Source organism: Ruegeria sp. HKCCA4008 (genome assembly GCF_013033125.1).
Classification (GTDB): domain Bacteria; phylum Pseudomonadota; class Alphaproteobacteria; order Rhodobacterales; family Rhodobacteraceae; genus Ruegeria.
On the sequence record NZ_WQDM01000013.1, the window covers coordinates 1 to 26,374 of the forward strand.

The window sequence follows — 26,374 nt, forward strand, 5'->3', positions numbered from 1 at the left end:
CAATCGTGCCGATGTTGACGTGCGGTTTTGTACGCTCAAACTTTTCCTTTGCCATGATGGCCTCCTTTTTCGGTAATGAAGGGAGCGTGATGCCCACGCTCCCTCAAATCTTCGCTTATGCGTATTTCGCCTGGATCTCGTCCGAGATGTTCTGCGGAACCGGATCGTAGTGGTCGAACTGCATGGTGAACTGGGCACGGCCCGACGACATCGAACGCAGGGTGTTGATGTAGCCGAACATGTTCGCCAGCGGAACGAACGCGTCGATCGCGATCGCGTTGCCGCGCGGTTCCTGACCAGACACCTGGCCACGACGCGAGGTCAGGTCGCCGATGATACCGCCGGTGTATTCTTCCGGGGTGATCACTTCGACCTTCATGATCGGTTCCAGCAGTTTCGCGCCAGCTTTGCGCATGCCTTCACGCATACACATACGGGCTGCGATTTCGAACGCCAGAACGCTCGAGTCAACGTCGTGGAACTTACCGTCCAGCAGGGCAACCTTGAAGTCGATCACGGGGAAGCCAGCCAGAGGGCCGCTGTCCATGACAGACTGGATGCCTTTTTCGACACCCGGGATGTATTCCTTCGGAACAGCACCACCAACGATGCGGCTTTCGAACGAATAACCTTCGCCCGGCTCGGTCGGAGTGATCTCAAGCTTGACCTCGGCGAACTGACCCGAACCACCCGACTGTTTCTTGTGGGTGTAGGTGTGCTCGACCGGCATCGAGATGGTTTCACGATAGGCCACCTGCGGCGCACCGATGTTGGCCTCGACTTTGAACTCGCGCTTGAGGCGATCCACCAGGATGTCCAGGTGAAGTTCGCCCATGCCCTTCATGATGGTTTGACCCGATTCCAGGTCGGTTTCCACGCGGAAGGACGGGTCTTCGGCCGCCAGACGCGCCAGACCCTGAGACATTTTCTCCTGGTCGCCCTTGGTTTTGGGCTCGACCGCGATCTCGATCACCGGATCGGGGAAGGTCATGGTTTCCAGAACCACCGGATCCTTCGCGTCACACAGGGTGTCACCGGTGGTGGTGTCTTTCAGACCCGCCAGCGCGATGATGTCGCCTGCAAACGCCTCTTCGATCTCTTCCCGGTTGTTCGAGTGCATCATCATCATACGACCGATGCGCTCTTTCTTGCCTTTGGTCGAGTTCAGGATCGAGTCACCCTTGTTCAGCACGCCCGAATAAATCCGGGTGAAGGTCAGCGAACCGACGAAGGGGTCGTTCATGATTTTGAACGCCAGACCCGAGAACGCCATGTTGTCGTCAGCACGACGGGCGATGTCCCGAACTTCGTCCTCATCACCGGGTTTGAAGCCCATGTAATCGACAACGTCCAGCGGGCTGGGCAGATAGTCGATCACAGCGTTGAGCAGCGGCTGAACGCCTTTGTTCTTGAACGCAGAACCACCCAGCACCGGAACGAACGCGATTTCCAGTGTGCCCTTGCGCAGCAGTTTACGCAGGGTCGGAACGTCGGGCTCATTGCCTTCCAGATATTCCATCATCGCGTCGTCGTCCATTTCGACGGCCGCTTCGATCATCTTGCCGCGCCATTCTTCAGCCATGTCTTTCAGGCTGTCGCGGATCGGAGCTTTGATCCAGCTTGCGCCCAGGTCTTCACCCTGCCACAGCCATTCTTCCATGGTGACCAGGTCGATCAGACCTTCCAGCTCGGATTCGGCGCCGATCGGGATACCAACCGGAACAGCACGTGCGCCGGTGCGGTCTTCGATCATGCGAACGCAGTTGAAGAAATCTGCGCCGATCTTGTCCATCTTGTTGACGAAAACCATACGCGGAACCTTGTAGCGGTCAGCCTGACGCCACACGGTTTCGGTCTGGGGCTCAACACCGGCGTTTGCGTCCAGAACGCAGACGGCACCGTCGAGAACCGCCAGCGAGCGTTCGACTTCGATGGTGAAGTCAACGTGGCCGGGGGTGTCGATGATGTTCAGGCGGTGCTTGGGGGTATCGGCGGTTTTACCGTCCTCGGTGCGTTCCCAGAACGTGGTGGTCGCAGCCGAAGTGATGGTGATGCCGCGTTCCTGCTCCTGCTCCATCCAGTCCATGGTGGCGGCGCCATCGTGCACCTCACCAATATTGTGGGATTTACCAGTATAATACAGGATGCGTTCCGAGCAGGTCGTCTTGCCTGCATCGATGTGCGCCATGATACCGAAGTTACGGTATAGTTCGAGCGGATATTCGCGTGCCATTTGGATAAGCCTCTAGAATTACCAGCGGTAGTGGCTGAAGGCTTTGTTCGCCTCGGCCATCTTGTGGGTGTCTTCGCGCTTCTTAACGGCAGTACCGCGGGACTGTACGGCGTCCAGCAGCTCGCCGGCGAGGCGTTCTTCCATGGTGTTTTCGTTGCGGCCGCGCGCAGCGGTGATCAGCCAGCGGATGGCCAGTGCTTCGCGGCGCTCGGGGCGCACTTCGACCGGAACCTGGTAAGTTGCACCACCAACACGGCGCGAGCGAACCTCGACCGAAGGTTTGATGTTGTCGAGCGCTTCGTGGAACACTTCGACCGGAGCGCGCTTTACCTTGTTCTCAACGCGGTCAAATGCGTTGTAGACGATGCGCTCTGCGACCGACTTCTTGCCGTCGATCATCAGGTTGTTCATGAATTTGGTCAGTACCTTGTCGCCAAATTTGGCGTCAGGCAGGACTTCGCGTTTTTCGGCGGCGTGACGACGTGACATATCAGCCTCTCCTTCTTACTTGGGACGCTTCGCGCCGTATTTCGAACGACGTTGCTTACGGTCTTTGACGCCCTGAGTATCCAGAACACCGCGCAGGATGTGGTAACGCACACCGGGAAGGTCTTTTACACGGCCGCCACGGATCAGAACAACCGAGTGTTCCTGCAGGTTGTGGCTTTCACCGGGGATGTACGAGATGACCTCGAACCCGTTGGTCAGGCGCACCTTGGCAACCTTACGCATCGCCGAGTTCGGCTTTTTAGGCGTTGTGGTATAGACACGTGTGCAGACACCGCGCTTCTGCGGGCACTGCTCCAGGTGCATGGACTTCGAGCGTTTGACTTTGGGCTGCCGCGGCTTGCGGATCAGCTGTTGAATAGTTGGCATTCCGGTTCTTTCCCCGTTTTGCAACACACATGACATGCACGCGCGTTGCGTGCGGCTAAATTCGCTGCACTTATGCGTCCACAAGCGCAAAACCCACGAGCGTTCCCATTCCGAGGTGAACGTCGCGGTTGGTTCTCAGAGGGCGCGAACTATAAAATTGTCCGGGCCTTGACCAGTTCATTACTGGAATCGGCTACGGGGCGGCCCCCGGTACCGAGATGACGCGCGTATAGGGGGAGTCGTCCCAAGTGTCAACAGCCCTATCCCAGCGCCCCGGCGCGCGCGTTGAATGCAGCCTGTAGGATTGCCTTTCCTGCGCGCCGCTGTCCCGGTTGCGGCTGAACCGCGGCAAGGGCATAGTCGGGTCGAATATCTGCTGATGGATTACAGATGCAAGTGATTGGCCTTTGTCGGTTTTCCTATCCCGCAATTGGCGGCTTTCAGACAACGCACGAAAGTGTCGAAGAAAGACGGCAATTCCTGTACCAGCACGACAGGTTGGAAGAGCGGTTTCGCCTGTTCGAGACGGTCGCCCTGCCCGGTTTCAAAAAACAGTCCGACGAAGATTTCCAGTTGGTGATCGTGGTCGGTGACTGCCTGCCCAAGCTGGCATTTGACCGCCTCAACGATCTGACCGGTGGGCTGAAACAGGTGCGCATTGTCGCGAAACCTCCGGGGCGGCACAGAAAAGTCATGCAGGATGTCCTGAATTCGGCGCGGAACGATTCCGATCAACCCTGCCTTCAGTTTCGCCACGACGATGATGATGCAGTGGCCGTGGATTTTGTCGAGCGGTTTCGAGGCTGTGTCAGGGAATGTGTCGGCTTGTTCGAAAGGCACGCGATGGTCGCCGTTGACTTCAACTGCGGTTATCTGGCCCGCGCCAGTTCCGAGGGGATACGGGCCACGCGTGTGCATCGCCCGTTGATCTCTGCCGGTCTGGGAATGTACGTGCAAGGCGGGCAGCAGAAATCGATCATGAATTTTGCCCATAACAGGATCAACCGCGCGATGCCCGTTGTGACCCGACCCGATAGTCCGATGTGGGTACGGGGATTGAACCGGTTCAATGACTCACCGCGAACCAGAAACACGGATGTCGCGCTCAACCCTCTTACCCGGCAGCAGGAGCTCGAGTTTCAAACCCGTTTCGCCATTGATCCGGACATGGTCAGACGGCGTCACGCCAAACCCTGACGCTTACGTGCCCGGAACAAGGTGAACAGACCGGCACCCACGATCAGGACAGCACCCAGCATCGTCAGGCTGTCAGGCCATTCGTCAAACACGACCCAACCCAACCCGAGCGCCCAGATCAGGCTGGAATATCTGAACGGTGCAACGAATCCGACATCTCCCTGCCGCATGACCATGACGCTGAACAAATAGCCAAGCAACACAAACACGGCCGCCGCCGCGACCAGAGAACCCGCCGTTACCGAAACCGCAACCCATCCTTCGAAAACCGAGGCTATTACCGCAGCCCCCGCTATGGAAACCGAGGTGGCAAGGGTAACCAGCATTGACGGCACGTCGGCTGACATGCGTCGCGTGATGAGGTCCCGAACTGTAATCGAAACCACTGCAACCAGCGCATAGATGGAATACACGCTGAACCCCTCTGGCCCGGGTCTTACGATCAGCAGCATTCCGACGAAACCCACGGCGATTGCCAAAGCGCGTCGCCAACCAACCTGTTCGGAAAAAACCAGAGCAGCACCCAATGTTACCGTAAGAGGCAATGCCTGAAGAATGGCCGTAACATTGGCAAGCGGCATGTTCTTCAGCGCCGTCAGGAAAAAGAATGTCGCCGCAAGCTCTGCAAGGCAGCGCAGTGCAACCAGCCACTTGTCATGGCGCGAAAAATTCAGATGCAACGTGCCCAGGTACCGGGCTAGCACATAGATCAGAAATGCCGCCAGAAACCCGCGCATGGCCACCAACTGAAACAATGGCAGATCCTGCAAGGCAACCTTCACCAGTGTGTCGTTCAGGGTGAAGGCAGCCATGCTGCCCATCATCAGCAAAGCGCCTTTGGTGTTTGGGGTCATGCTGCTTCGGGCTCCGGGGCAATTGATTGCCCCGCATTGGCCGCCGAGTCGGGCTGGATGTCAACAACGCTCCAAGGGGTACAAAGATCATCAACCGAATGGAAGGATGGTCCCGAACAGATTCAGGCTGGAAGGCTCTGTCGTGTCTTTCACAAACTCCACCCAGTCTTCCCCGTATACAAGTTCGAAAATCACAGGATATTTCCACACGAAATTATGAAAGGAAAAGGTCGTCACCAACGCGCCAACCGTGAGCGCCCCGGCGAACTCTCGCAGTTTACCTTTCAGAAACAGCATAACCATGATGCAGGCCCCGCCTGCGAGGCCGAGGCTGACGAAATCCTGCGTTCCTACCTTGCCGGGCACCGGAATGCCGACCGATTGATATTGAATCAGTCGGGACAGGAAGACCGCAAAAACACCCAGTAAAAAGGCCCCCAGAAACGCAGCGGGATACCCCAGACGTTGCCAGATACTCTCGGTTCGAGGCATAGGCGACTTGCGTGTGTTTTCTTCCGAACGCTTCTTGATTCGCGCCACACGGTCCTCGAAAGAGTTGCTTTTGGTGTCCATTGTTCAGCTCAAAATAATCCGAAAACACAGTACAGCGCTAAACCACCGATTGCAGAACCACAAGCCTGATGCAATCGGGTCAAAGGCTTTGCTCTGTCACACCGGTTCACAATTGCGTACCAGGAGAGGCGAGGAAAAAAGGCCCCACGAAATCGCAGGGCCTTTTTCTGTTTGATTCTGAATGACGCGGTTTATTCGCGGCTTTCCGGTGTTTCGACCAGAACGTCCAACTCATCCCCGACCATATCATCATCCATGATCGGTGCGGCCAGGGCGGCGGCGGCCTCGGCCTCTTCCCGGCGGGCTTCGATCACCACGTTGTCACGCGACTGCGCGATGTGGCGGACGGCCTGCGTTGCCCCACCGGTACCGGCGGGGATCAGACGACCGACGATGACGTTCTCTTTCAGGCCGACCAGCTTGTCCTTCTTGCCCTGAACCGAAGCTTCGGTCAGCACGCGGGTGGTCTCCTGGAACGACGCCGCCGAGATGAACGAGCGCGTCTGCAACGAGGCCTTGGTGATCCCCAACAGGATCGGCTCACCCTGAGCAGGGCGACCACCGCGGGCGATGGTCTTTTCGTTGGCCGCGTCGAACTCTTGCTTGTCGACATGTTCGCCCTTCAGCAGGGTGGTGTCGCCTGAATCCAGGATCTCCCACTTCTGCAGCATCTGGCGCACGATGACCTCGATGTGCTTGTCGTTGATCTTCACGCCCTGCAGACGATACACGTCCTGCACCTCGTCGATCATGTAATCGGCCAGCGCTTCGACACCCATGATGGACAGGATGTCATGCGGCGCAGGGTTACCGTCCATCAGGTATTCACCCTTCTGGATGAAGTCCCCTTCGGCGACCGGGATGTGCTTGCCCTTGGGTACCATGTACTCGATGGTCTCCATGGACTCGTCCGCCGGTTCGATGCTGATGCGGCGCTTGTTCTTGTAGTCGCGGCCAAAGCGCACGTACCCATCGGCCTCGGCGATGATCGCGTGATCCTTGGGACGGCGCGCTTCGAACAGTTCGGCCACACGCGGCAGACCACCGGTGATGTCCTTGGTCTTGGCACCTTCGCGCGGGATACGCGCGACGACGTCACCGGCTTCGACCTTCTGGCCGTCTTCGACCGACAGGATCGCATCCACCGACATCGGATAGTGAACCGGGTTGCCCGCATCGTTGCGGACCGGCTCGCCATCTTCGCCAACCAGAATGATCTCGGGCTTGAGGTCGCTGCCTTTGGGGGCGGCGCGCCAGTCGATCACGATCTTCTGGGTCATGCCGGTTGCTTCGTCGGTCTCGTCGCGGACAGCGAGGCCCGAAACCAGATCGACATATTTCGCAGTACCGGCTTTCTCGGCGATGATCGGCAAGGTGTACGGGTCCCACTCGAACAGCTTGTCGCCACGGGCCACCTTGGTGCCGTCCTTGACGAACAGCTTGGAGCCGTAGCCCAGCTTGTGGCTGGCACGCTCTTCGCCGTGTTCGTCCTTGATCACCAGCTTCATGTTCCGGCCCATGACCAGGCTTTCGCCGGCTGCGTTGACCAGAATCTGCGGGTTCTCGAAGGAAACGATACCTTCCTGGCTGGCTTCTTGGAACGACTGCTGACCACCTTGCGCAACACCACCGATGTGGAAGGTCCGCATGGTCAGCTGTGTACCGGGTTCACCGATCGACTGAGCCGCGATGATGCCGACAGCTTCACCTGTGTTCACCATCGTACCGCGTGCAAGGTCACGACCATAGCAGGTCGCACAGACGCCTTCCTCGGACTCACAGGTCAGAGGCGAGCGGATGCGCATCGACTGAACGCCGGCTTCGTCGATGGTATCGGCCATACGTTCGTCGATCAGCTGACCGGCTGCGACGATCACCTCATCGGTGCCCGGACGCAGAACATCGTCAGCGGCTACACGGCCCAACACGCGCTCGGCCAGCGAGGCGACAACCTCACCGTCGTTCACGGCTGCTTCGGCTGTGATCGCACGCTCGGTGCCGCAGTCGATCTCACGAACGATACAGTCTTGCGCCACGTCCACCAGACGACGGGTCAAGTAACCCGAGTTCGCCGTCTTCAGAGCGGTATCCGACAGACCCTTACGGGCACCGTGGGTCGAGTTGAAGTACTCGAGAACGGTCAGACCTTCCTTGAAGTTCGAGATGATCGGCGTCTCGATGATGTCACCGTTCGGTTTGGCCATCAGGCCCCGCATACCGCCCAGCTGTTTCATCTGAGTGACCGAGCCACGCGCACCCGAGTGGGCCATCATGTAGACCGAGTTCGGCTCCATGTCCGACCCGTCTTCGGCCTTGGCAACGTCCGAGATCGTGCTCATCATTGCCTCGGTCACGCGGTCGTTACACTTCGACCAGGCATCGACAACCTTGTTGTACTTTTCGCCCTGAGTGATCAGGCCGTCCATGTACTGCTGTTCAAAGTCTTTCACCTGGCTGCGGGTGTCATCGACGATGCTCCACTTGTCCTTCGGAATGACCATGTCATCCTTGCCGAACGAGATGCCCGCCTTGAACGCTTCCTTGAAGCCCATCGACATGATCTGGTCACAGAAGATCACCGACTCTTTCTGACCGCAGTAACGGTAGACGGTGTCGATCACCTGCTGCACTTCTTTCTTCCGCAGCAGACGGTTGACCAGATCGAACGGCGCCTTGTTGTTCATCGGCAGCAACGCACCCAGACGCAGACGGCCCGGGGTGGTTTCATAGCGCTTCTGAACTTCGTTGCCTTCCTCGTCGATCTGCGTGATCCGGGCCGTGATTTTCGAGTGCAGATGCACCTCGCCCGCATCCAGCGCGTGCTGAACTTCTTCGATCGATCCAAAGACCTTGCCTTCGCCCGGCATGCCTTCGCGTTCCAGGGTCACATAGTACAGACCCAGGATCATATCCTGCGACGGAACGATGATCGGCGCACCGTTTGCAGGCGACAGAACGTTGTTCGTCGACATCATCAGAACACGGGCTTCCAGCTGGGCCTCAAGGCTCAGCGGGACGTGCACAGCCATCTGGTCACCGTCGAAGTCGGCGTTAAAGGCCGAACAGACCAGCGGGTGCAGCTGGATGGCTTTACCTTCGATCAGGACCGGCTCGAACGCTTGAATGCCCAAACGGTGCAGCGTCGGCGCGCGGTTCAGCATGACAGGGTGTTCGCGGATCACCTCGTCGAGGATATCCCACACTTCGGGACGCTCTTTCTCGACCAGTTTCTTCGCCTGCTTCACGGTCGAAGACAGACCCTTGGCTTCAAGGCGCGAGTAGATGAACGGCTTGAACAGTTCCAGCGCCATCTTCTTGGGCAGACCACACTGGTGCAGCTTCAGCTCCGGACCGGTCACGATGACCGAACGGCCCGAGAAGTCGACGCGTTTCCCCAGAAGGTTCTGACGGAAGCGACCCTGCTTGCCTTTCAGCATGTCCGACAACGATTTCAGCGGACGCTTGTTGGCACCGGTGATCACGCGGCCACGACGGCCGTTGTCGAACAAGGCGTCCACGGATTCCTGCAACATCCGCTTTTCGTTGCGGACGATGATGTCAGGCGCGCGCAGTTCGATCAGACGCTTCAGACGGTTGTTCCGGTTGATGACGCGGCGATACAGATCGTTCAGATCCGAGGTAGCAAAGCGGCCACCATCCAGCGGAACCAGCGGACGCAGTTCCGGCGGGATGACCGGGATCACGGTCATCACCATCCATTCGGGCCGGTTGCCCGACTCGAGGAAGGATTCAACAACCTTCAGACGCTTGATGATCTTCTTGGGCTTCAGTTCGCCGGTCGCTTCGGCCAGATCAGCGCGCAGCTGCTCGGCTTCGGCTTCCAGATCGATCTGGGCCAGCATCTCACGGATGGCTTCAGCACCGATATTCGCGGTGAACGCGTCCATGCCATAAGCATCCTGCGCGTCCATGTACTCTTCTTCAGTCAGCATCTGGCCGTAGGTCAGGTCGGTCAGACCGGGCTCGATGACGACGTAGTTTTCAAAGTACAGAACGCGTTCCAGATCGCGCAGTGTCATGTCCAGCATCAGACCGATGCGGGACGGCAGCGATTTCAGGAACCAGATATGCGCGACGGGCGCAGCCAGTTCGATGTGGCCCATACGCTCGCGGCGGACTTTCTGCAGGGTGACTTCCACACCGCATTTCTCGCAGACGACGCCGCGATACTTCATCCGCTTGTATTTGCCGCACAGACATTCGTAGTCTTTGATCGGGCCAAAGATACGCGCGCAGAACAGGCCGTCACGTTCAGGCTTGAACGTCCGGTAGTTGATGGTTTCGGGTTTCTTGATCTCGCCATAGGACCAAGACAGAATCCGCTCGGGCGACGCCAGCGAGACCTTGATCTCGTCGAAAACCTTCGGGGGCGTCAGCGGGTTGAACGGGTTGTTGGTGATTTCCTGGTTCATTTGTTACCTCAAATCTTGCGGAAGGGGGGACGGGAGAAAGGGCAGCGCCCTTACTCCTCAACCTCCGCATCCAGGAGTTCCATATTCAGGCCGAGGCCACGGACTTCTTTAACCAGAACGTTGAACGATTCCGGTACGCCCGCTTCAAAGTTATCCTCGCCCTTGACGATCGACTCATAGACCTTGGTCCGGCCGGCGACGTCATCCGATTTCACGGTGAGCATCTCCTGCAAGGTGTAGGCGGCGCCGTAAGCTTCCAGAGCCCAGACTTCCATCTCACCAAAGCGCTGACCACCGAACTGCGCCTTACCACCCAGCGGCTGCTGGGTAACCAGGCTGTACGGCCCGGTCGAACGCGCGTGGATTTTGTCGTCCACCAGGTGGTGCAGTTTCAGCAGGTACTTGATGCCCACGGTCACCGGACGCGCGAATTGCTCACCGGTACGACCGTCGAACAGGATCGACTGACCGCTTTCCGAGAAGCCCGCGCGCACCAGCGCGTCGTTGACGTCAGCCTCTTTGGCGCCGTCAAAGACCGGGGTTGCGATCGGAACACCGCGGGTGACGTTGCTGGCCGCTTCGATCAGCTGGTCCTCGTCCATGCCGCTGATGCCCTCTTCATAGACATCCTCGCCATAGGCGTGTTTCATCGCGTCACGTACCGGCGTCAGATCGCCCGAACGGCGGTATTCCTGTAGCGCCTCATCGATGTTCAGGCCCAGACCGCGTGCGGCCCAACCCATATGGGTTTCAAGGATCTGACCGACGTTCATACGCGACGGCACGCCCAGCGGGTTCAGACAGAAGTCGACCGGCGTACCATCGGCCAGGAACGGCATGTCTTCCATCGGAACAACCTTGGAAATCACACCTTTGTTCCCGTGGCGACCAGCCATCTTGTCGCCCGGCTGCAACTTGCGCTTCACGGCGATGAAGACTTTGACCATCTTCATCACACCCGGCGGCAGATCGTCGCCACGACGGACTTTCTCGACCTTGTCCTCGAAACGGGCGTCCAGAGCGCGCTTTTGCACTTCGTACTGCTCGTTCAGAGCTTCGACGATCTGTGCATCCTGCTCGTCTTCCAGCGCCAGCTGCCACCACTGACCACGGGTCAGGGTTTCCAGCAGCTCCTCGGTGATCACCGACCCTGCCTTGACGCCTTTCGGGCCTTTGACAGCGGTTTTGCCCAGGATCAGACCTTGCAGACGCGCATAGATGTTGCGGTCAAGGATCGCCAGCTCATCGTCCCGGTCACGGGCCAGACGTTCGACTTCCTCACGCTCGATCTGCAGCGCACGCTCGTCTTTCTCGACACCGTGACGGTTGAACACGCGGACTTCAACGACCGTACCGTAGTCGCCCGGCTTCACGCGCAGCGAAGTGTCGCGCACGTCAGATGCTTTTTCACCAAAGATGGCGCGCAGCAGCTTTTCTTCCGGGGTCATCGGGCTTTCGCCCTTCGGAGTGATCTTGCCGACCAGAATATCGCCCGGCTCAACATCCGCGCCGATGTAAACAATGCCAGCCTCGTCGAGGTTGCGCAGCGCTTCTTCACCGACATTCGGGATGTCGCGGGTGATCTCTTCCGGGCCCAGCTTGGTGTCACGGGCGGCGACTTCAAACTCTTCGATATGGACCGAGGTAAAGACGTCGTCACGCGCGATACGTTCCGAGATCAGGATCGAGTCTTCGTAGTTGTAACCGTTCCACGGCATGAACGCGACGACCACGTTCTTACCAAGGGCCAGTTCACCCATATCGGTCGACGGACCATCAGCGATGACCTCGCCCTTCTGGACGGTGTCACCCACCTTGATCAGCGGACGCTGGTTGATGCAGGTGTTCTGGTTCGAACGCTGGAATTTGCGCAGACGATAGATGTCAACGCCAGCGTCGCCCAGTTCCAAATCCTCGGTGGCGCGGATAACGATACGCTGGGCATCGACCTGGTCGATGATACCGGCGCGTTTCGCCTGAATCGCAGCACCCGAGTCGATCGCAACCTTTTCCTCGATGCCGGTACCGACCAGCGGTGCCTCGGCCCGCAGCAGCGGAACCGCCTGACGTTGCATGTTCGAGCCCATAAGAGCGCGGTTGGCGTCGTCATTTTCAAGGAACGGGATCAGCGAGGCAGCAACCGAGACCAGCTGTTTCGGCGACACGTCGATCAGGTCTACATTCTCGCGCGGGGCAAGCGTGTAGTCACCCGCCTGACGGGTCGAAACCAGATCGTTGATGAACTTGCCATCCGTATCCAACGTCGCGTTGGCCTGCGCCACGGTGTGACGCATTTCCTCGGTCGCGGACATGTAGTGGACCTCGTCGGTCACCTGCCCGTCTTTTACGACGCGATAAGGGGTTTCGATGAAGCCGTACTTGTTCACGCGGGCGAAGGTGGCCAGCGAGTTGATCAGACCGATGTTCGGACCTTCAGGCGTTTCGATCGGGCACATCCGGCCATAGTGGGTCGGGTGAACGTCGCGCACCTCAAAGCCCGCACGTTCACGTGTCAGACCACCGGGGCCAAGCGCCGAAAGACGGCGTTTGTGGGTAACCTCGGACAGCGGGTTGGTCTGGTCCATGAACTGCGACAACTGCGAGCTGCCAAAGAATTCACGAACCGCGGCCGCCGCCGGTTTCGCGTTGATCAGGTCCTGCGGCATGACGGTGTCAATCTCGACCGACGACATACGCTCTTTGATTGCGCGCTCCATGCGCAGCAGGCCGACGCGGTACTGGTTTTCCATCAGTTCGCCGACCGAACGCACACGGCGGTTGCCGAGGTGGTCGATATCGTCCACATCGCCTTTGCCGTCACGCAGTTCCACCAGCGCCTTGATGCAGGCCACGATGTCTTCGCGGCGCAGGGTGCGCAGGGTGTCGGGCGCATCCAAAGCCAGACGCATATTCATCTTCACGCGGCCAACAGCGGACAGGTCGTACCGCTCGCTGTCGAAGAACAACGTGTCGAACAGAGCCGACGCAGCCTCGACGGTGGGCGGCTCGCCCGGGCGCATGACGCGGTAGATGTCCATCAGCGCGCTTTCACGGTTCAGGTTCTTGTCCTGAGCCATGGTGTTGCGCATGTAGGGACCGACATTGACGTTGTCGATGTCCAGAACCGGGATGTCGGTGATGCCCGCATCGATCAGTTCCTTGACGGTGCCACCGATCAGGTCGCCATCCTTGTCGTATTCCAGGGTCAGCTCATCACCGGCTTCGACATAGATCGCGCCGGTTTCTTCGTTGATGATATCCTTGGCGACAAACTTGCCGACGATGTGATCAAACGGAACGAGCAGATCAGTGACGGTTCCTTCGTCGATCAGCTTCTTGACCGCGCGTGGGGTAACTTTCTTGCCCGCTTCGGCAATCACTTCACCGGATTTGGCGTCAACCAGATCATAGGTCGGGCGGGTGCCGCGCACGCGCTCGGGGAAGAACGGAGTGACCCAACCCTTGTTCTTGTCCAGCTTGTAGGACACGGTGTTGTAATACGCGTCCATGATCGCTTCCTGATCCAGACCCAGCGCATAGAGCAGGGTTGTCACAGGCAGTTTGCGGCGACGGTCGATCCGGGCGAACACGATGTCCTTGGCGTCGAACTCAAAGTCCAGCCAGCTGCCGCGATACGGGATGATGCGGCAGGCAAACAGAAGCTTGCCCGAGGAATGAGTCTTGCCCTTGTCGTGGTCAAAGAACACGCCGGGCGAACGGTGCATCTGCGATACGATCACACGCTCGGTCCCGTTCACGACAAAGGTGCCGTTCGGCGTCATCAAAGGCATATCGCCCATGAAGACATCCTGTTCCTTGATGTCCTTTACCGATTTTGCGCCGGTGTCCTCATCGACATCAAAAACGATCAAACGCAGTGTTACCTTCAGCGGCGCGCTGTAGGTCATGTCGCGTTGCATACATTCTTCGACGTCGTATTTGGGTTTTTCCAGATCGTATTTCACGAATTCCAGAACGGAGGTTTCGTTGAAATCCTTGATCGGGAAAACCGACTGGAACACGCCTTTGATGCCTTCGCCGTCGGTGGGCTGCTCTGCATCGCCGGAGCGCAGGAAAAGATCATAAGAAGATTTCTGGACCTCAATGAGGTTCGGCATCTCCAGCACTTCGCGGATTTTGCCGTAATATTTACGAAGACGTTTCTGGCCAAGGAACGTTTGAGCCATGTCAGATGTCACCTTTCGATGTTCTCAGCGGGCAAAGACACCGTCGGGCCCCGGCATCTTGCACAATCGAGACAACACGTCCGGATCAATTCATGGCCACCGTCCCGAAGGCGTCCTCCCGATCCGAAAACCGTGTCTTAGAAAACGCCTCGCGTCTTGAGGCCCTTTCTAAGACAGGTTCGGCTGGACCCGGATTTCTCCGGACCCAGCCAAATTTTTCGGCACATCAGCGATGCACCTGAGGATAAGCTTAGGCCAGTTCGACTTCGGCGCCAGCTGCTTCCAGCTTGGCTTTGACGTCTTCTGCTTCTGCTTTGTCCACGCCTTCTTTGATCTTGCCGCCGGCTTCGACCAGTTCCTTGGCTTCTTTCAGGCCCAGGCCGGTGATGCCGCGAACTTCTTTGATGACGTTGATTTTCGATGCGCCGGCGTTCTTCAGAACGACGTCGAATTCGGTTTTTTCTTCCTCAGCTGCGCCGCCGGCGTCGCCAGCTGCACCTGCGACCATTACGGCGCCGCCAGCTGCGGGCTCGATGCCGTATTCGTCTTTGAGGATGGTTTTCAGTTCTTGTGCTTCCAGCAGGGTCAGACCCACGATGCTTTCTGCGAGTGCTTTCAGATCAGCCATTTTATCAGCTCTTTCCGTTTACAGTGTGTGTTCCAACGTCAGGGCACATGCCCCACGCAGATCATTCAGTGCCAACCGCTTACGCAGCTTCCGCCTTCTCTTCGATGGTGGAAAGGATGCTTGCGATATTGCTTGCAGGTGCGCCAATCGCGCCGGCGATGTTCGAAGCAGGTGCGCCAATGCAGCCCACGATCGAAGCAATAAGCTCCTCGCGAGACGGCATTTTCGAAACAGCTTCGACGCCTTTGCGGTCCAGAGCGTTCTCGCCCATTGCACCGCCAAGGATTTCGAACTTTTTGTTCTCCTTGGCGAAGTCCTCGGCCACCTTGGCTGCTGCCACGGGGTCCTCGGAATAGGTCAGAACGGTCATCCCTGTCAGCAGGTCGGCCATGTTTGCACACGGCTTACCCTCAAGGGCGATTTTGGCGAGCCTGTTTTTGGCAACACGCACGGAACCGCCCGCTTCGCGTGCACGCGCGCGCAGGTCCTGCATCTCGGCAACTGTCAGACCGGCGTAGTGGGCAACCACTACGACGCCAGAGCTTTCGAAGATTTGGCCGAGTTCCTCGACCACTTTCTCTTTCTGGGCTCTATCCACAGTTCTCTCCAAGTTAGGGGCGAAATCTCACCCCGGCTCATATTTGCCGCAGCTTTCGCTCCGGCGTTCAGGTCCTTGTTACGGGATTGGCCAAAATGCGCCCGAGGGTGGGACCCCCAGAATTCTTTGGTCTTACCCGTCTCAGGCAGGGAATTAAGGGGCCGAACGGACCCACCCACCGTCTTGGACGAAACGAAACAAAGCGCACGACGAATCGCACGCTTTGTTCCGCAGGTCTTCTTAGGGCAGATGGAGGGGGTTTCCAAGGGGTAAATTACACCCAATTCAGATCATACAGCACCCAATTTCCAAGGGCATGTTTTCAGAACTTCCCGTTGTCGTTTTTCCATTCCTCGCGCGGCGGAACCGCTTCGATGGTACTCCAGTGTTCGACGATCTGATCAGCGTCCCAGCGATACAAATCATAAAAGCTGGAATGCACCCCATTTCTTTCCCCTTCACACACGCAAAGGACGAAATTTCCCTCTGCCAAAACCCGATGCAAATGCTTGTAGACAAATTTTGTCCCGCTTTCGTTTGTTCCTTCCAACACGTTCTTGAGCGCTACGATTCCGTCGGCCGTATCCGGATTGTGCTGTTTTAGATCCTCTGCAACAAAGTCCACCAATCTTTCAAACCTGCGCTTTATCAGAACGTCTGTAACAAACATGCTGCTAGCGGCCCGGTTTTCTTCCGTCTTCTCAAGATCTGTTACTTCGGTGTGACCATCCAGCATTCCACGCCCAGAAAGGTTTGGACCGCGCAAAGGCTGAATGTTGTCCCAATGCTCTACGGCCTTGCCATCTTCGAACCGAAACACCTCGAACGCGGCGCGCAGGCTACTGAAATCGTACTCAATATGCGCAAAGGCAAAGTCGCCATCCTCGAAAACCCTTTTGAATGTAACCTTGGGTGAGGTTTTGGACAGCCTTGCGAACAGGTCGGCAATACCTTCGCTGCCTTCGTGAGTTTGAGGGTTGTGCTGGATGTACTTCTTTTCATTCACAACCGCTGCCGCCATGGCGTCACCGGTCTCCAAACCCTTAAGAAATCTTTGGAGGAGTTCGCGCTTAGTTTCCATAGCCATGGTCCGTTCGATTGCCAGAACTGAAATGCATGCGATTTATCTTCGCACCGAACCCGGCAAAATGAAAATCCCGGGCAGTTTGCACCACCCGGGATCAATTCTTTGCATCAGATTTGTCTGGCTTAGTCGCCCGAGGCCTCTGCTACATCAACGGTCACACCGGGGCCCATGGTCGAGCTCAGCGCGATTTTCTTCATATAGGTGCCTTTGGCGCCCGACGGTTTCGCCTTGGCAACAGCCGAGACAAACGCGCGGACGTTTTCAGCCAGTTTGGCTTCGTCGAACGACGCTTTGCCAACACCGGCATGAACAACGCCGCCTTTTTCCGCCTTGAACTGAACTTCACCACCCTTGGCTGCTTCCACGGCCGCTTTCACGTCCATGGTCACGGTACCAACTTTGGGGTTCGGCATCAGGTTGCGGGGGCCCAGAACCTTACCCAGACGACCGACGATCGGCATCATGTCCGGGGTTGCGATGCAGCGATCAAATTCGATGGTGCCGCCCTGAATGGTTTCCATCAGGTCTTCTGCACCGACGATATCGGCGCCTGCTTCTTTTGCTTCGTCTGCCTTGGGACCACGAGCGAAGACGGCAACGCGCATCGCTTTACCGGTGCCGTTCGGCAGGCCGACAACGCCGCGAACCATCTGGTCAGCGTGACGGGTGTCAACGCCCAGGTTCATCGCGATTTCGATGGTCTCGTCGAATTTCGCGGTTGCGTTGGCTTTGACCAGGGCAACTGCCTCATCAACCGACAGGTTTTCCTTGCCTACGACAGCTTCGCGCGCAGCGCGGGTACGTTTACCGAGTTTTGCCATCTTACTTCACCTCGATGCCCATGGAGCGGGCCGAGCCCAGGATGATCTGCATTGCGCCTTCGATGTCGTTGGCGTTCAGATCTTTCATTTTGGCTTCGGCGATTTCGCGAACCTGCTTCGAGGTCACGGTTGCCACGGTCTCACGACCTGGGTTTTCCGCGCCGCGGGGACGGTTACGCTTACCGACCGGCTTCAGACCAGCTGCTTTTTTCAGGTAATAAGACGCGGGCGGCGTCTTGATGTCCATGGTGAAGGACTTGTCCTGATAATAGGTGATCACGGTCGGGCACGGAGCGCCAGGCTCCATGTCTGCTGTCTTGGCGTTGAACGCCTTGCAGAATTCCATGATGTTGATGCCGCGCTGACCCAGCGCCGGACCAACTGGCGGCGACGGGTTCGCCTGACCTGCAGGAACCTGCAGTTTCATTGTACCAGCAAGCTTCTTGGCCATTTGGTTTTCCTTTCAACTTGGGTGAAACGCGTCCCACCCAGATTATGTTGCGTGGTCCGGTCCGGGATCGCGACCCCAGCAACCTCCCACGAGAGAATCTCGCCCGAAGACGATAAAGGCGGCGTTTACATGGGATCAGGAGAGATGACAAGTGGTTGGCGCACCATTCGGGTTGTACCGAATCAAACCCTGAGAGGATTCTTGCTGCCTGCGTGATTGCACGCGAATGTCCGTACAGTTTCGAATTCCTCTAACAATCTGCAAAGACATGTAAAACCGCCAGTTTGCAGCCAATTGAACGCGACATTGGCGCTTGCTTCGCCACAACGCAGATGACCGTGCTATACTCCTTAAAAATTGTGATTATTGGTGGAGGTTAATTATGATACTTCGTTTAGCTTTAACTCTTGGCATCGCCTTTTCTCTTGCTGCTGCCATCCCTCAAACGGCACGGGCCGACGCTGGAGAGTTTCTTGGTGGTGCGGTCGTCGGCGGGATCGTTGGTTACGCAATCGGCAAGGACCAACAAAAGAAAAAATCTCAGAGAACAACTTCATCGAACCGCACCTATCGGTCAGGTATTCCGTCTACCACACAAGGCGCGCAAACCCAGACCGCGCTCAATTACTTCGGATACAACGCAGGAAGGGTCGATGGTCAGGTCGGTCGTGGCACCCGGTCCGCAATCGAACGCTATCAGGCCTCGATGGGTTATCCAGTAAACGGCTATGATTTTCAGCCGTATCAGTATGACTTTCTGATGCAAGCCTACTATTGGGCCACAAGCGGAGGACAGGCGACGACTCAACTTGCGGGCCAACCGCTTCTGATGGCGTATCGCCGTCAGGTGCAAACGGGATCTGCTTTGGCTACTGCTCCGCAAGCTCCGGCACAAGCCGCCCCAGCACAACCTGTTCCGGTTGCGACTCCGCAAGAACCTGAGCCGGAGACAACCGAAACAACGTCTGCCAGCCTGCCGAGCCTGTTTTCCGGCGGCACCGGAGGCCCGTCTCTGGCCAATCGTTGTAGCGGGGTCATGCTGCAAACATCTACCAACGGCGGCTATACGACCCTGGCGAACATGTCGGATCCCGACTTTGCGCTCAGCGAACAGTTCTGTCTTGCCCGCAGCTACGCGATGGCACGCGGTGAAGATCTTATTCAGGATATCCAGGGGCTGACGCCGGATCAGGTGAGTGCTCAATGCGACTCGTATGGTGAAATGGTGGCGCCTCAGGTTGATGCTCTGTCTATCAACTCGAAAACCGAGGCTGAAACCCAGATGCGCAAGCTGGCGCTGGACTCGGGCCTCAGCCCCCAAGATCTGGCCGCGACAAGCAAGGTTTGCCTTGCGATTGGCTATCGTCAGGACAACATGGATGCTGCTCTTGGGTCTGCCCTGATGCTGGTCGCAATGGGTGAACCCGCCTATGGCGAGTTGATTGGCCACCATCTGCGCGAAGGCTTCGGTGTGCAGAAACGTCGCGATCTTGCGATGCAGTGGTATGACGCGAGCCTGTCGGCACTGGATGCCGGATCGCAGGCTGTGTTCCTGCCTTCCCAGACCGACCGACCGCAACTCTTGCGCGCGGCCATGGTTCAGGCGCAATAGGTCGATCCGTTTTCAGCGAATACCCAAACAAAAAAACGCCGCGTTGCCCTTGGCATCGCGGCGTTTCAATTCTCGAGGAATGTTTCCTCAGCTCTGCTTGGTGACCTGCGTGAAGTCCAGCTCGACCGGAGTTTCCCGGCCGAAGATCGAAACCGAAACCTTCAGCTTCTGGTTCTCGTCGTCCACACCTTCGACCATGCCGTCGAAATCTTCGAACGGGCCGTCGTTGACTTTGACCTTCTCACCGACCTCGAAGCTGATCATCAGCTTGGGCGCTTCTTCACCTTCCTGAACACGGTTCAGGATCTGGTTCACTTCGGCGTCGCGCATCGGCATCGGGCGGCCTTGCGGGCCCAGGAAACCGGTGACGCGGTTGATCGAGTTGATCAGGTGGTACCCCTGATCCGACATTTCCATATGCACCAGAACGTAACCAGGCATAAAGCGGCGTTCGGTCGTGACCTTCTTGCCCCGGCGCACTTCGATCACCTCTTCGGTGGGCACCAGAACTTCGTCGATATCGTCCTCAAGGCCCTGTTCAGCCACCGACGTGCGGATCTGTTCTGCGATCTTCTTTTCGAAATTCGAAAGAACGCTGACCGAGTACCACCGTTTCGCCATGAACCTGTCGTCCTTGTTTGTCTTCGGGGCATCAAGCGTACCGGACACACCCGTCATTAAAATCTTGTCACGCCATCCGGAATAAAAAGCGGCGCGCAGCCCGAATCGCCACACGCCCATTCCGAATAGTACCGCGTCACCTACTCTGACATTGCCCGCAGCGCAAGGGGGCAGAGACGTTTCAGCGCGCTGATCCCGTCTAGCTGAAAGCACCCAGGATCAGTTGAAGACCACCCCGAATACCCAAATCGACCAAAGCGAAAAATACAGCCGTCAGCGCCGCCATGATGAAGACCATTACCGTGGTCAACAGCACCTCGCGCCGGGTCGGCCAGACGACCTTGGAGACTTCGGCACGGACTTGCTGAATGAACTGGATCGGATTGGTGGTGGCCATTTGGCGTGTTCTCTCTGCTAGCGGATGGGCCGGACATAGCCGGGCATTGCGGCAATTTCAAGGGCAGTTGGTTCAACTCTGCCTCTATGGGGCATTCGTTCAGGGTTTGGGTTTGTCATCCCATTCGTCGCTCAGGATCCGGCGCGCATCACCTTCGGGGTCTTCGTACTGGTTCGTACGAACGGTATATACGAAGGCAGCCAGACCAACGCCCCCCAGGAACAGGGAAATCGGGATCAGATAAGCAAGCACTTCCATTCAGGTTACCTCAGCCGCAGGGCGTTCAGGGACACGGTAATGGACGAGGTCGACATCGCCAAGGCCGCGATCAGCGGTGTCGCCAATCCGATCACGGCCAGAGGAACGGCGATCACGTTGTAAACGGTTGCGATCTGGAAGTTTTCGCGAATGCGTCTGGTGGCTTTGACGGCCGTGTCACACGCATCCGCAATGGGCGAAAGATCATTGCCCAACAGCACGATATCCGACGCGACCCGCGCCGCATCCAGCGCAGAGGCCGGAGAGATCGACACATGCGCCGCGGCCAAAGCGGCGGTATCGTTCAGACCGTCGCCAACCATCAGAACTTTGTGGCCTTCATCGCTGAGATCCTGAATGCGTCTTGCCTTGTCCTGCGGCAAAGCCTCGGCGATCCAATCCGTGATTCCCAGTTTTTCGGCCAAGGCGCGCACCGCCCCCTGCGAATCCCCTGAAATTAAAAGTACACGTTTGCCCGAAGCACGCAGGGCATCCACCGCCTCAGCGGCGCCCGGGCGCAACGCGTCCGAGAATCGGAAGGCCACGGGTGCGTCCTCGCCGATTGCCAGCCAGGCCGAAGTGTCGGTGCCCTGATCCGCGCCGACCCAGGCCGCCCGCCCCAGACGAACACGTTGACCACGGAATTTGCCCTCGGTGCCATAACCGGGAACCTCGGCTATTCCCCGCACATTTGCTGGTTTGATCCCTGCCGCACGCGCCGCTTTTGCCAATGATACGGACAAGGGATGCGCAGAAGCCTCAGCCAGCGCCAGAGCGACCTCGATCTTGGCGCGTGCATGGTCTGCCAGATTGACCAGTTCGGGTGCGCCGGATGTCAGCGTGCCCGTCTTGTCGAATACAACCGTGTCAGCTTCGGACAGCCGCTCCAGTGCCGTGGCGTGCTTGATCAGCATTCCCTTGCGGAACAACCGGCCGGACGCGGCCGTGGTTACCGCTGGCACGGCCAGACCCAACGCACAGGGGCAGGTAATAATCAGAACAGCCGCCGCGATATTCAGCGCCGTGCGCAAGTCACCGGAATAGATGTACCACCCAACAAAGCTGAGCGCCGACAGAATGTGAACACCCGGCGCATACAGCTTGGCGGCCTTGTCGGCCAACGAGGTGTAACGGGACCGGCCAGACTCGGCGATGGCGACCAGATCAGCCATACGATGGAGCGACGTGTCTTCACCCACCGCCGTTGCCCGGATTGTCAACGGACCCGTCAGGTTGACTTCACCCGCGCTCACAACCTGCCCGGCTTCGGCAAAGACTGGCACCGTCTCGCCCGTCAGAAGGGATCGATCCAGTTCGGACTGACCCGACACGATCTGGCCGTCCACGGGCATGCGCCCACCCGGTCGCACAAGGATCAGGTCACCGACGGGCAACTCGGAAACGGGCACTTCATCTTCAACCCCATCGGCGACACGAATGGCGCGGGGAACTTCCAACGCGGTCAATTCCTCGGCCGCAGATCGCGCCGCGGCACGGGTGCGGTAATCCAGATACCGTCCGGCCAGCAGAAAGAAGGTCAATGTCAGGGCTGCGTCGAAATAGGCATGCTCGCCGCTCAGTGCGGTTTCCCACAGCGACGTGACCAGCGCCAACAGGATCGCCAGCACAATCGGCACATCCATATTCAGCCGGCGCACGCGCAGGGCGCTCCAGGCATTGGCAAAGAACGGCTGGGCCGAGAACGCAATGGCCGGCAGCGCAATGGCCGCTGAAATCCAGTGGAACATGTCCCGCGTTGCATCCGTCGCACCGGACCAGACCGACACCGACAGCAACATCACGTTCATGGATGCAAACCCGGCCACGGCCAGTCGCATCAGAAGATCACGCCCGGCCTTGTCCGTCTGCGTTGCGGACAAAGCCCCCGGATCAAGCTCATGCGCTTCGAATCCTGCCTGTTCAAGCACCGGGATCAGATCGCTTGCACGCGTTTCCGGCGTGGCCTTGATCATCGCGCGTTTGAGCGTCAGGTTCACCCGGGCGTCTTCGACGCCGGGATGCGCGTTCAGTTCACGCTCGACCGTCGCGATACAGGCCGAGCAATGAATGCCCGGCAGCGACAAAGCGATCTGCACATCCTCCGGTATGGGCCGGGCCGGTTCGGCCGGGGCCGCAAGGCAGCCCGGACAGGCTGCTGTGCCGGATGAAAGCTGAGCCGTCATGCTTACCCCTTCACGTAAAGCGGGACGCGCTGCGAGAATTCGGCACCGTTTCCGTCACGCGCCACCAATCGGATGTTCCAGTTGCCCTTGCCCAGTGTAGCAGGCGTGGCATAGGCTGTACCGTCGAACGTAAAATCCGGCACGAAGTCGTCGCGCACATGGGTTGCCCTGCCGACCACGGCCTGCAATTCGCTCACCTCAACCGGCGCACCGCTTTCGTCGGTGATGTGCAGGATCAGAAGGCCGCCTTGGGTTTCCGCCCGAACTGTCCATCCCAGCGCCTGCTGCTCTTTCAGGCGCTCGTTGAACTCCTGACTGGCGACGTAGGAGTTCTTGACCTCCAGCCCGGGAAAGGTTTTCACCGCATTATACGCCAGCACGAGGTTCACCGCGATGATCACGCCAAAAGCGCCGACAAACACGGCCAAAGCGTGCTTTCCGGTGAATTTACGTTCGGCCATGATCAGTTTCCTCGTCCGTTAAACGTGGTGTCCTTGTAGGCGCGTTCGCCGCTGCTGAGGTCTTCGACCCAGATCCGTACTGGTGTCGCCTCTGCTGTGGCCGGATCGCTATCGCGAGAGGCCACGATATATACACGGGTCAATTGTGCCGTATCCGCCGTGACATTCACAGTATCGATTTTGGTTCCCTCGATTTCCAGTCGCATCGCCGGATCGCCCGCCAAAGACAGTTTGAACAGACGGTCCTCACCGTGCTTATTGCGCAGACGAACGTCATAGGTGTTGCGGATTGTACCGTCCGACAGGGTGACGAAAGTGGGGTTGCGGACCGGTGCAACAGTCAGATCGATGTCAGAACGGATGAAGAGCGCAAACAGCAGCCCGAACCCGACCAGCGCCCACAATGCGGTGTACATGATCGTACGCGGCCTTAGAATGTGCTTCCAGACATTCTTGGCGGGCTCGCCAGATCGCTCATGCTTTTCATCGCTCAGCGCCATGTAGTCGATCAGCCCTCGTGGCTTTCCGATCTTGGCCATCATGTCATCACAAGCGTCGATGCAAAGGGCACAGGTGATGCATTCCAGCTGCTGGCCATCCCGAATATCGATTCCGACAGGGCAGACATTCACGCAGGCCATACAGTCGATGCAATCCCCCAATTCAGAATCGGCCGTCCGCTTGCCTTTGCCGCGCGGTTCACCCCGCCATTCGCGATAGCCGACAACCAGCGTGTCCTCATCCATCATCGCCGCCTGAATGCGCGGCCATGGGCAGGCATAGATACAGATCTGCTCGCGGGCGAACCCGCCGAAGAAGAAGGTTGTACCCGTCAGGATCAACATCGTCGTGTAGGCAATGGGATGCGCGTTGCCCGTCACAAGATCACGGGCCAGCGTAGGCGCATCCGCGAAATAGAACACCCAGGCACCACCTGTCGCCAAACCGATCAGAAACCAGACCGCCCATTTGGTGACCCGCAAGCGAGCCTTTCGGAAATCAAGCTTTTCCTGACGGTGCAGGCGCAGGCGGGCGTTTCTGTCGCCTTCAATCCAACGCTCGACCAGAATAAACAGATCCGTCCAGACGGTTTGCGGGCATGCATACCCGCACCAAACGCGACCCAGAGCCGACGTAAACAGGAACAGACCCAAACCTGCCATGATCAGCAGACCAGCGACAAAGTAGAATTCGTGCGGCCAGATCTCGATCCAGAAGAAATAAAAACGTCGATTTGCAAGATCCAGAAGGACAGCCTGATCAGGCAGGCTGGGGCCGCGATCCCATCTGATCCAGGGTGTCACATAGTAGATGCCCAGTGTGACGATGAGGATGATCCATTTCAGGTTTCGAAACGGCCCCGAAACACGTCTTGGAAAAATCGGCTCACGCGCGGCGTAAAGGCTGGGGGCGGGATCGGAATCGCTCACTGGCTGGCTCCACAAATGGGTCTTCTGAAGACGTCTTGTTCCAGATCATGCCTAGGCGAACTTTGACATGGGTCAAAAAGCGCATCGAGCAAACATCTTTTAAAGATCAGCCCATCTTGCCGGCACCGGAGATCAGGTATTTTAGCCGATTTTCAGCCTATTTTGGCGGAAAATCTACTTGTGGCGCGATACCAGCTGCACGTGGGACATGCAGTTTTCCAAGTGCCGACCAATTGTCGCAGCCCCGGGTCAGCCCTGCCCGAACGCGGGTGATCAGCCGTCGTTGCAAAGAACGGAATGGCAAAACAACAGGAATTCAGTGTAAAAAAGCACCGGCTGTTCAGGAAACGCGCGAACAGATGGAACAGCCGGTGCTACAGCCTTCGGGCGGCCAGCCGCCCGAAGGTGCCCTCTAGGTCTTACTGGCCACCACCCAACTGGTGGACATAGGCGGAAACCGCACGGATCTGCGCCTCGGTCAGTCGGGTATCCCAGGGCGGCATGACACCAAAGCGGCTGTAAGTCACTGTTTCGGTCAGAGCTTCTTCGCTACCGCCATAAAGCCAGATCGCGTCGGTCAGGTTCGGCGCCCCCTGGAAGATGTCACCTTTGCCATCTTCACCATGGCAGGCCGCGCAGTTGTCTTCGAAGACAACCTTGCCCGCCTGTGCCGCCGCGTCATCGGTCTGAGCGTTGCTCAGCGACATGACATACTGAACCACCTGCGTGATTTCGTCATGCTCTAGGATTTCACCGAAGGCAGGCATCTCGGAATAGCGCGCATCGTCGCTTTCTTCGTTCCGGATACCATAGCTGACGGTGTAGACGATATCTTCCATCGTACCACCCCACAGCCAGGCGTCATCCAGCAGGTTCGGGAAACCCGGCGCGCCCTGCGCACCGGAACCGTGGCACTGTGCACACCAGGTACGGAACACGGCACCGCCAGAGTTCACGGCATATTGCTGAAGCTCAGCGTCCTTCGCGATGTCTTCCAATGGTGTTTCCACCAGTTTGGCGTTCCAGGGTGCATTTGCCTCTTCGAATGCGACCATCTCCTGCTGGACCAAAGCCCGTGAAGACCAGCCCATGACGCCGGCGGTTGCCGACTGCACCAAGGGCCATGCTGGATACATGATCGTGTAGATCACGCCCCAGAAGATAGTGGCGTAGAAGGTCCACAGCCACCAGCGCGGCATCGGGTTGTCGAACTCTTCGATCCCGTCCCAGCTGTGCCCGGTTGTATTCGGATCACCCGGCTGTTTTTCAGGTGTCTTGCTCATTGCCGCGCCTCCTTGGATGTGGCGGGTTTGTCTTGATGCCGGAAGGGGATGTTGGCGGTGTCCTTGTATTCCTTGCTGGCACCGGGGCGGAAAACCCAGATGACGATACCAACGAAGAAGGCGAACAACAGCAGCAGCATCCAGCTATCCGCGAACTGCCTGAGAATTGTGTATTCTTCCATCACGATCCT

The 26,374-nt window shown here is 58.0% G+C and carries 22 protein-coding genes; 2 read left to right on the plus strand and 20 right to left on the minus strand.

Going from position 1 to position 26,374, the window contains the following annotated elements; all coding sequences use genetic code 11:
* Window positions 1-115: 115 nt before the first annotated feature.
* Genes fusA through rpsL form a run of 3 tightly spaced genes read right to left on the minus strand, consistent with a single transcriptional unit; the run spans window position 116 to window position 3,109 of the window.
* Window positions 116-2,233, minus strand: coding sequence for an elongation factor G (fusA, locus tag GOW60_RS19765; protein ID WP_152459172.1), 2,118 nt, complete (start codon window positions 2,231-2,233; stop codon window positions 116-118).
* 18 nt (window positions 2,234-2,251) lie between these two features.
* Window positions 2,252-2,722, minus strand: a complete 471-nt coding sequence (gene rpsG / locus GOW60_RS19770) for a 30S ribosomal protein S7 (protein ID WP_010441203.1) — start codon at window positions 2,720-2,722, stop codon at window positions 2,252-2,254.
* A 15-nt stretch (window positions 2,723-2,737) separates the two neighbouring features.
* A complete protein-coding gene (gene rpsL / locus GOW60_RS19775) occupies window positions 2,738-3,109 on the minus strand; it encodes a 30S ribosomal protein S12 (RefSeq protein ID WP_005621086.1) in 372 nt (123 codons plus the stop codon).
* A gap of 390 nt (window positions 3,110-3,499) precedes the next feature.
* Here rpsL and GOW60_RS19780 point away from each other — a divergent pair, with 390 nt between their 5' ends.
* On the plus strand, window positions 3,500-4,306 hold the full coding sequence (locus GOW60_RS19780; protein WP_171230641.1) for a putative rhamnosyl transferase: 807 nt from the start codon (window positions 3,500-3,502) through the stop codon (window positions 4,304-4,306).
* Here the strand turns inward: GOW60_RS19780 and GOW60_RS19785 are convergent.
* The 9 genes from GOW60_RS19785 to rplK all read right to left on the minus strand — a co-directional run bounded on the left by GOW60_RS19785 (window position 4,291) and on the right by rplK (window position 17,938).
* The gene (locus GOW60_RS19785) at window positions 4,291-5,160 is read right to left on the minus strand and encodes a DMT family transporter (RefSeq protein ID WP_171230642.1); all 870 of its coding nucleotides are present in this window, start codon (window positions 5,158-5,160) and stop codon (window positions 4,291-4,293) included. The two genes, GOW60_RS19780 and GOW60_RS19785, sit on opposite strands and share 16 nt — an antisense overlap.
* A gap of 90 nt (window positions 5,161-5,250) precedes the next feature.
* Window positions 5,251-5,652: a hypothetical protein gene (locus GOW60_RS19790; RefSeq protein ID WP_171230643.1), complete on the minus strand. Its 402-nt coding sequence runs from the start codon at window positions 5,650-5,652 to the stop codon at window positions 5,251-5,253.
* Window positions 5,653-5,924: 272 nt separating this feature from the next.
* Entirely contained in the window at window positions 5,925-10,166 is a 4,242-nt protein-coding gene (gene rpoC, locus GOW60_RS19795) for a DNA-directed RNA polymerase subunit beta' (RefSeq protein ID WP_152459176.1), read from the minus strand.
* 50 nt (window positions 10,167-10,216) lie between these two features.
* The gene (gene rpoB / locus GOW60_RS19800) at window positions 10,217-14,353 is read right to left on the minus strand and encodes a DNA-directed RNA polymerase subunit beta (RefSeq protein WP_171230644.1); all 4,137 of its coding nucleotides are present in this window, start codon (window positions 14,351-14,353) and stop codon (window positions 10,217-10,219) included.
* A gap of 250 nt (window positions 14,354-14,603) precedes the next feature.
* The gene (gene rplL, locus GOW60_RS19805; RefSeq protein ID WP_152459178.1) at window positions 14,604-14,981 is read right to left on the minus strand and encodes a 50S ribosomal protein L7/L12; all 378 of its coding nucleotides are present in this window, start codon (window positions 14,979-14,981) and stop codon (window positions 14,604-14,606) included.
* 79 nt (window positions 14,982-15,060) lie between these two features.
* The gene (gene rplJ / locus GOW60_RS19810; protein ID WP_152459179.1) at window positions 15,061-15,579 is read right to left on the minus strand and encodes a 50S ribosomal protein L10; all 519 of its coding nucleotides are present in this window, start codon (window positions 15,577-15,579) and stop codon (window positions 15,061-15,063) included.
* A gap of 322 nt (window positions 15,580-15,901) precedes the next feature.
* The gene (locus GOW60_RS19815; RefSeq protein WP_171230645.1) at window positions 15,902-16,660 is read right to left on the minus strand and encodes a nuclear transport factor 2 family protein; all 759 of its coding nucleotides are present in this window, start codon (window positions 16,658-16,660) and stop codon (window positions 15,902-15,904) included.
* Window positions 16,661-16,788: 128 nt separating this feature from the next.
* The gene (gene rplA, locus GOW60_RS19820; protein ID WP_171230646.1) at window positions 16,789-17,487 is read right to left on the minus strand and encodes a 50S ribosomal protein L1; all 699 of its coding nucleotides are present in this window, start codon (window positions 17,485-17,487) and stop codon (window positions 16,789-16,791) included.
* 1 nt (window position 17,488) lies between these two features.
* Entirely contained in the window at window positions 17,489-17,938 is a 450-nt protein-coding gene (gene rplK / locus GOW60_RS19825) for a 50S ribosomal protein L11 (protein WP_152459181.1), read from the minus strand.
* A 382-nt stretch (window positions 17,939-18,320) separates the two neighbouring features.
* Here rplK and GOW60_RS19830 point away from each other — a divergent pair, with 382 nt between their 5' ends.
* Window positions 18,321-19,550, plus strand: coding sequence for a peptidoglycan-binding domain-containing protein (locus GOW60_RS19830; protein ID WP_171230647.1), 1,230 nt, complete (start codon window positions 18,321-18,323; stop codon window positions 19,548-19,550).
* Between the two features lie 87 nt (window positions 19,551-19,637).
* Here the strand turns inward: GOW60_RS19830 and nusG are convergent, their stop codons facing one another.
* The 8 genes from nusG to GOW60_RS19870 form a co-directional block, all read right to left on the minus strand.
* A complete protein-coding gene (gene nusG, locus GOW60_RS19835; protein ID WP_152459924.1) occupies window positions 19,638-20,171 on the minus strand; it encodes a transcription termination/antitermination protein NusG in 534 nt (177 codons plus the stop codon).
* 199 nt (window positions 20,172-20,370) lie between these two features.
* On the minus strand, window positions 20,371-20,568 hold the full coding sequence (secE, locus tag GOW60_RS19840; protein ID WP_050605011.1) for a preprotein translocase subunit SecE: 198 nt from the start codon (window positions 20,566-20,568) through the stop codon (window positions 20,371-20,373).
* 99 nt (window positions 20,569-20,667) lie between these two features.
* Window positions 20,668-20,826 carry a cbb3-type cytochrome oxidase assembly protein CcoS gene (ccoS, locus tag GOW60_RS19845; RefSeq protein ID WP_152459183.1) on the minus strand — a complete coding sequence of 53 codons (159 nt, stop codon included), beginning with the start codon at window positions 20,824-20,826 and terminating at the stop codon, window positions 20,668-20,670.
* Window positions 20,827-20,831: 5 nt separating this feature from the next.
* On the minus strand, window positions 20,832-23,009 hold the full coding sequence (locus GOW60_RS19850; protein WP_171230648.1) for a heavy metal translocating P-type ATPase: 2,178 nt from the start codon (window positions 23,007-23,009) through the stop codon (window positions 20,832-20,834).
* Window positions 23,010-23,011: 2 nt separating this feature from the next.
* Window positions 23,012-23,470 (minus strand): FixH family protein, encoded by a 459-nt coding sequence (locus tag GOW60_RS19855; RefSeq protein ID WP_171230649.1) that lies wholly within the window; start codon window positions 23,468-23,470, stop codon window positions 23,012-23,014.
* 2 nt (window positions 23,471-23,472) lie between these two features.
* The gene (ccoG, locus tag GOW60_RS19860) at window positions 23,473-24,900 is read right to left on the minus strand and encodes a cytochrome c oxidase accessory protein CcoG (RefSeq protein ID WP_171230650.1); all 1,428 of its coding nucleotides are present in this window, start codon (window positions 24,898-24,900) and stop codon (window positions 23,473-23,475) included.
* 419 nt (window positions 24,901-25,319) lie between these two features.
* Window positions 25,320-26,183 (minus strand): cytochrome-c oxidase, cbb3-type subunit III, encoded by an 864-nt coding sequence (gene ccoP / locus GOW60_RS19865; RefSeq protein WP_171119849.1) that lies wholly within the window; start codon window positions 26,181-26,183, stop codon window positions 25,320-25,322.
* Window positions 26,180-26,365: a CcoQ/FixQ family Cbb3-type cytochrome c oxidase assembly chaperone gene (locus tag GOW60_RS19870; RefSeq protein WP_050605006.1), complete on the minus strand. Its 186-nt coding sequence runs from the start codon at window positions 26,363-26,365 to the stop codon at window positions 26,180-26,182. The genes ccoP and GOW60_RS19870 overlap by 4 nt, the downstream gene beginning before the upstream one ends.
* Window positions 26,366-26,374 lie beyond the last annotated feature (9 nt).

Excerpts from the sequence above, each read along its gene's own strand:
- fusA (WP_152459172.1), bottom strand. The coding sequence starts at position 2,233 with ATGGCACGCGAATATCCGCTCGAACTATACCGTAACTTCGGTATCATG.
- rpsG (WP_010441203.1), bottom strand. The coding sequence starts at position 2,722 with ATGTCACGTCGTCACGCCGCCGAAAAACGCGAAGTCCTGCCTGACGCC.
- rpsL (WP_005621086.1), bottom strand. The coding sequence starts at position 3,109 with ATGCCAACTATTCAACAGCTGATCCGCAAGCCGCGGCAGCCCAAAGTC.
- GOW60_RS19780 (WP_171230641.1), top strand. The coding sequence starts at position 3,500 with ATGCAAGTGATTGGCCTTTGTCGGTTTTCCTATCCCGCAATTGGCGGC.
- GOW60_RS19785 (WP_171230642.1), bottom strand. The coding sequence starts at position 5,160 with ATGACCCCAAACACCAAAGGCGCTTTGCTGATGATGGGCAGCATGGCT.
- GOW60_RS19790 (WP_171230643.1), bottom strand. The coding sequence starts at position 5,652 with ATGCCTCGAACCGAGAGTATCTGGCAACGTCTGGGGTATCCCGCTGCG.
- rpoC (WP_152459176.1), bottom strand. The coding sequence starts at position 10,166 with ATGAACCAGGAAATCACCAACAACCCGTTCAACCCGCTGACGCCCCCG.
- rpoB (WP_171230644.1), bottom strand. The coding sequence starts at position 14,353 with ATGGCTCAAACGTTCCTTGGCCAGAAACGTCTTCGTAAATATTACGGC.
- rplL (WP_152459178.1), bottom strand. The coding sequence starts at position 14,981 with ATGGCTGATCTGAAAGCACTCGCAGAAAGCATCGTGGGTCTGACCCTG.
- GOW60_RS19815 (WP_171230645.1), bottom strand. The coding sequence starts at position 16,660 with ATGGAAACTAAGCGCGAACTCCTCCAAAGATTTCTTAAGGGTTTGGAG.
- rplA (WP_171230646.1), bottom strand. The coding sequence starts at position 17,487 with ATGGCAAAACTCGGTAAACGTACCCGCGCTGCGCGCGAAGCTGTCGTA.
- rplK (WP_152459181.1), bottom strand. The coding sequence starts at position 17,938 with ATGGCCAAGAAGCTTGCTGGTACAATGAAACTGCAGGTTCCTGCAGGT.
- GOW60_RS19830 (WP_171230647.1), top strand. The coding sequence starts at position 18,321 with ATGATACTTCGTTTAGCTTTAACTCTTGGCATCGCCTTTTCTCTTGCT.
- nusG (WP_152459924.1), bottom strand. The coding sequence starts at position 20,171 with ATGGCGAAACGGTGGTACTCGGTCAGCGTTCTTTCGAATTTCGAAAAG.
- secE (WP_050605011.1), bottom strand. The coding sequence starts at position 20,568 with ATGGCCACCACCAATCCGATCCAGTTCATTCAGCAAGTCCGTGCCGAA.
- ccoS (WP_152459183.1), bottom strand. The coding sequence starts at position 20,826 with ATGGAAGTGCTTGCTTATCTGATCCCGATTTCCCTGTTCCTGGGGGGC.
- GOW60_RS19850 (WP_171230648.1), bottom strand. The coding sequence starts at position 23,009 with ATGACGGCTCAGCTTTCATCCGGCACAGCAGCCTGTCCGGGCTGCCTT.
- GOW60_RS19855 (WP_171230649.1), bottom strand. The coding sequence starts at position 23,470 with ATGGCCGAACGTAAATTCACCGGAAAGCACGCTTTGGCCGTGTTTGTC.
- ccoP (WP_171119849.1), bottom strand. The coding sequence starts at position 26,183 with ATGAGCAAGACACCTGAAAAACAGCCGGGTGATCCGAATACAACCGGG.
- GOW60_RS19870 (WP_050605006.1), bottom strand. The coding sequence starts at position 26,365 with ATGGAAGAATACACAATTCTCAGGCAGTTCGCGGATAGCTGGATGCTG.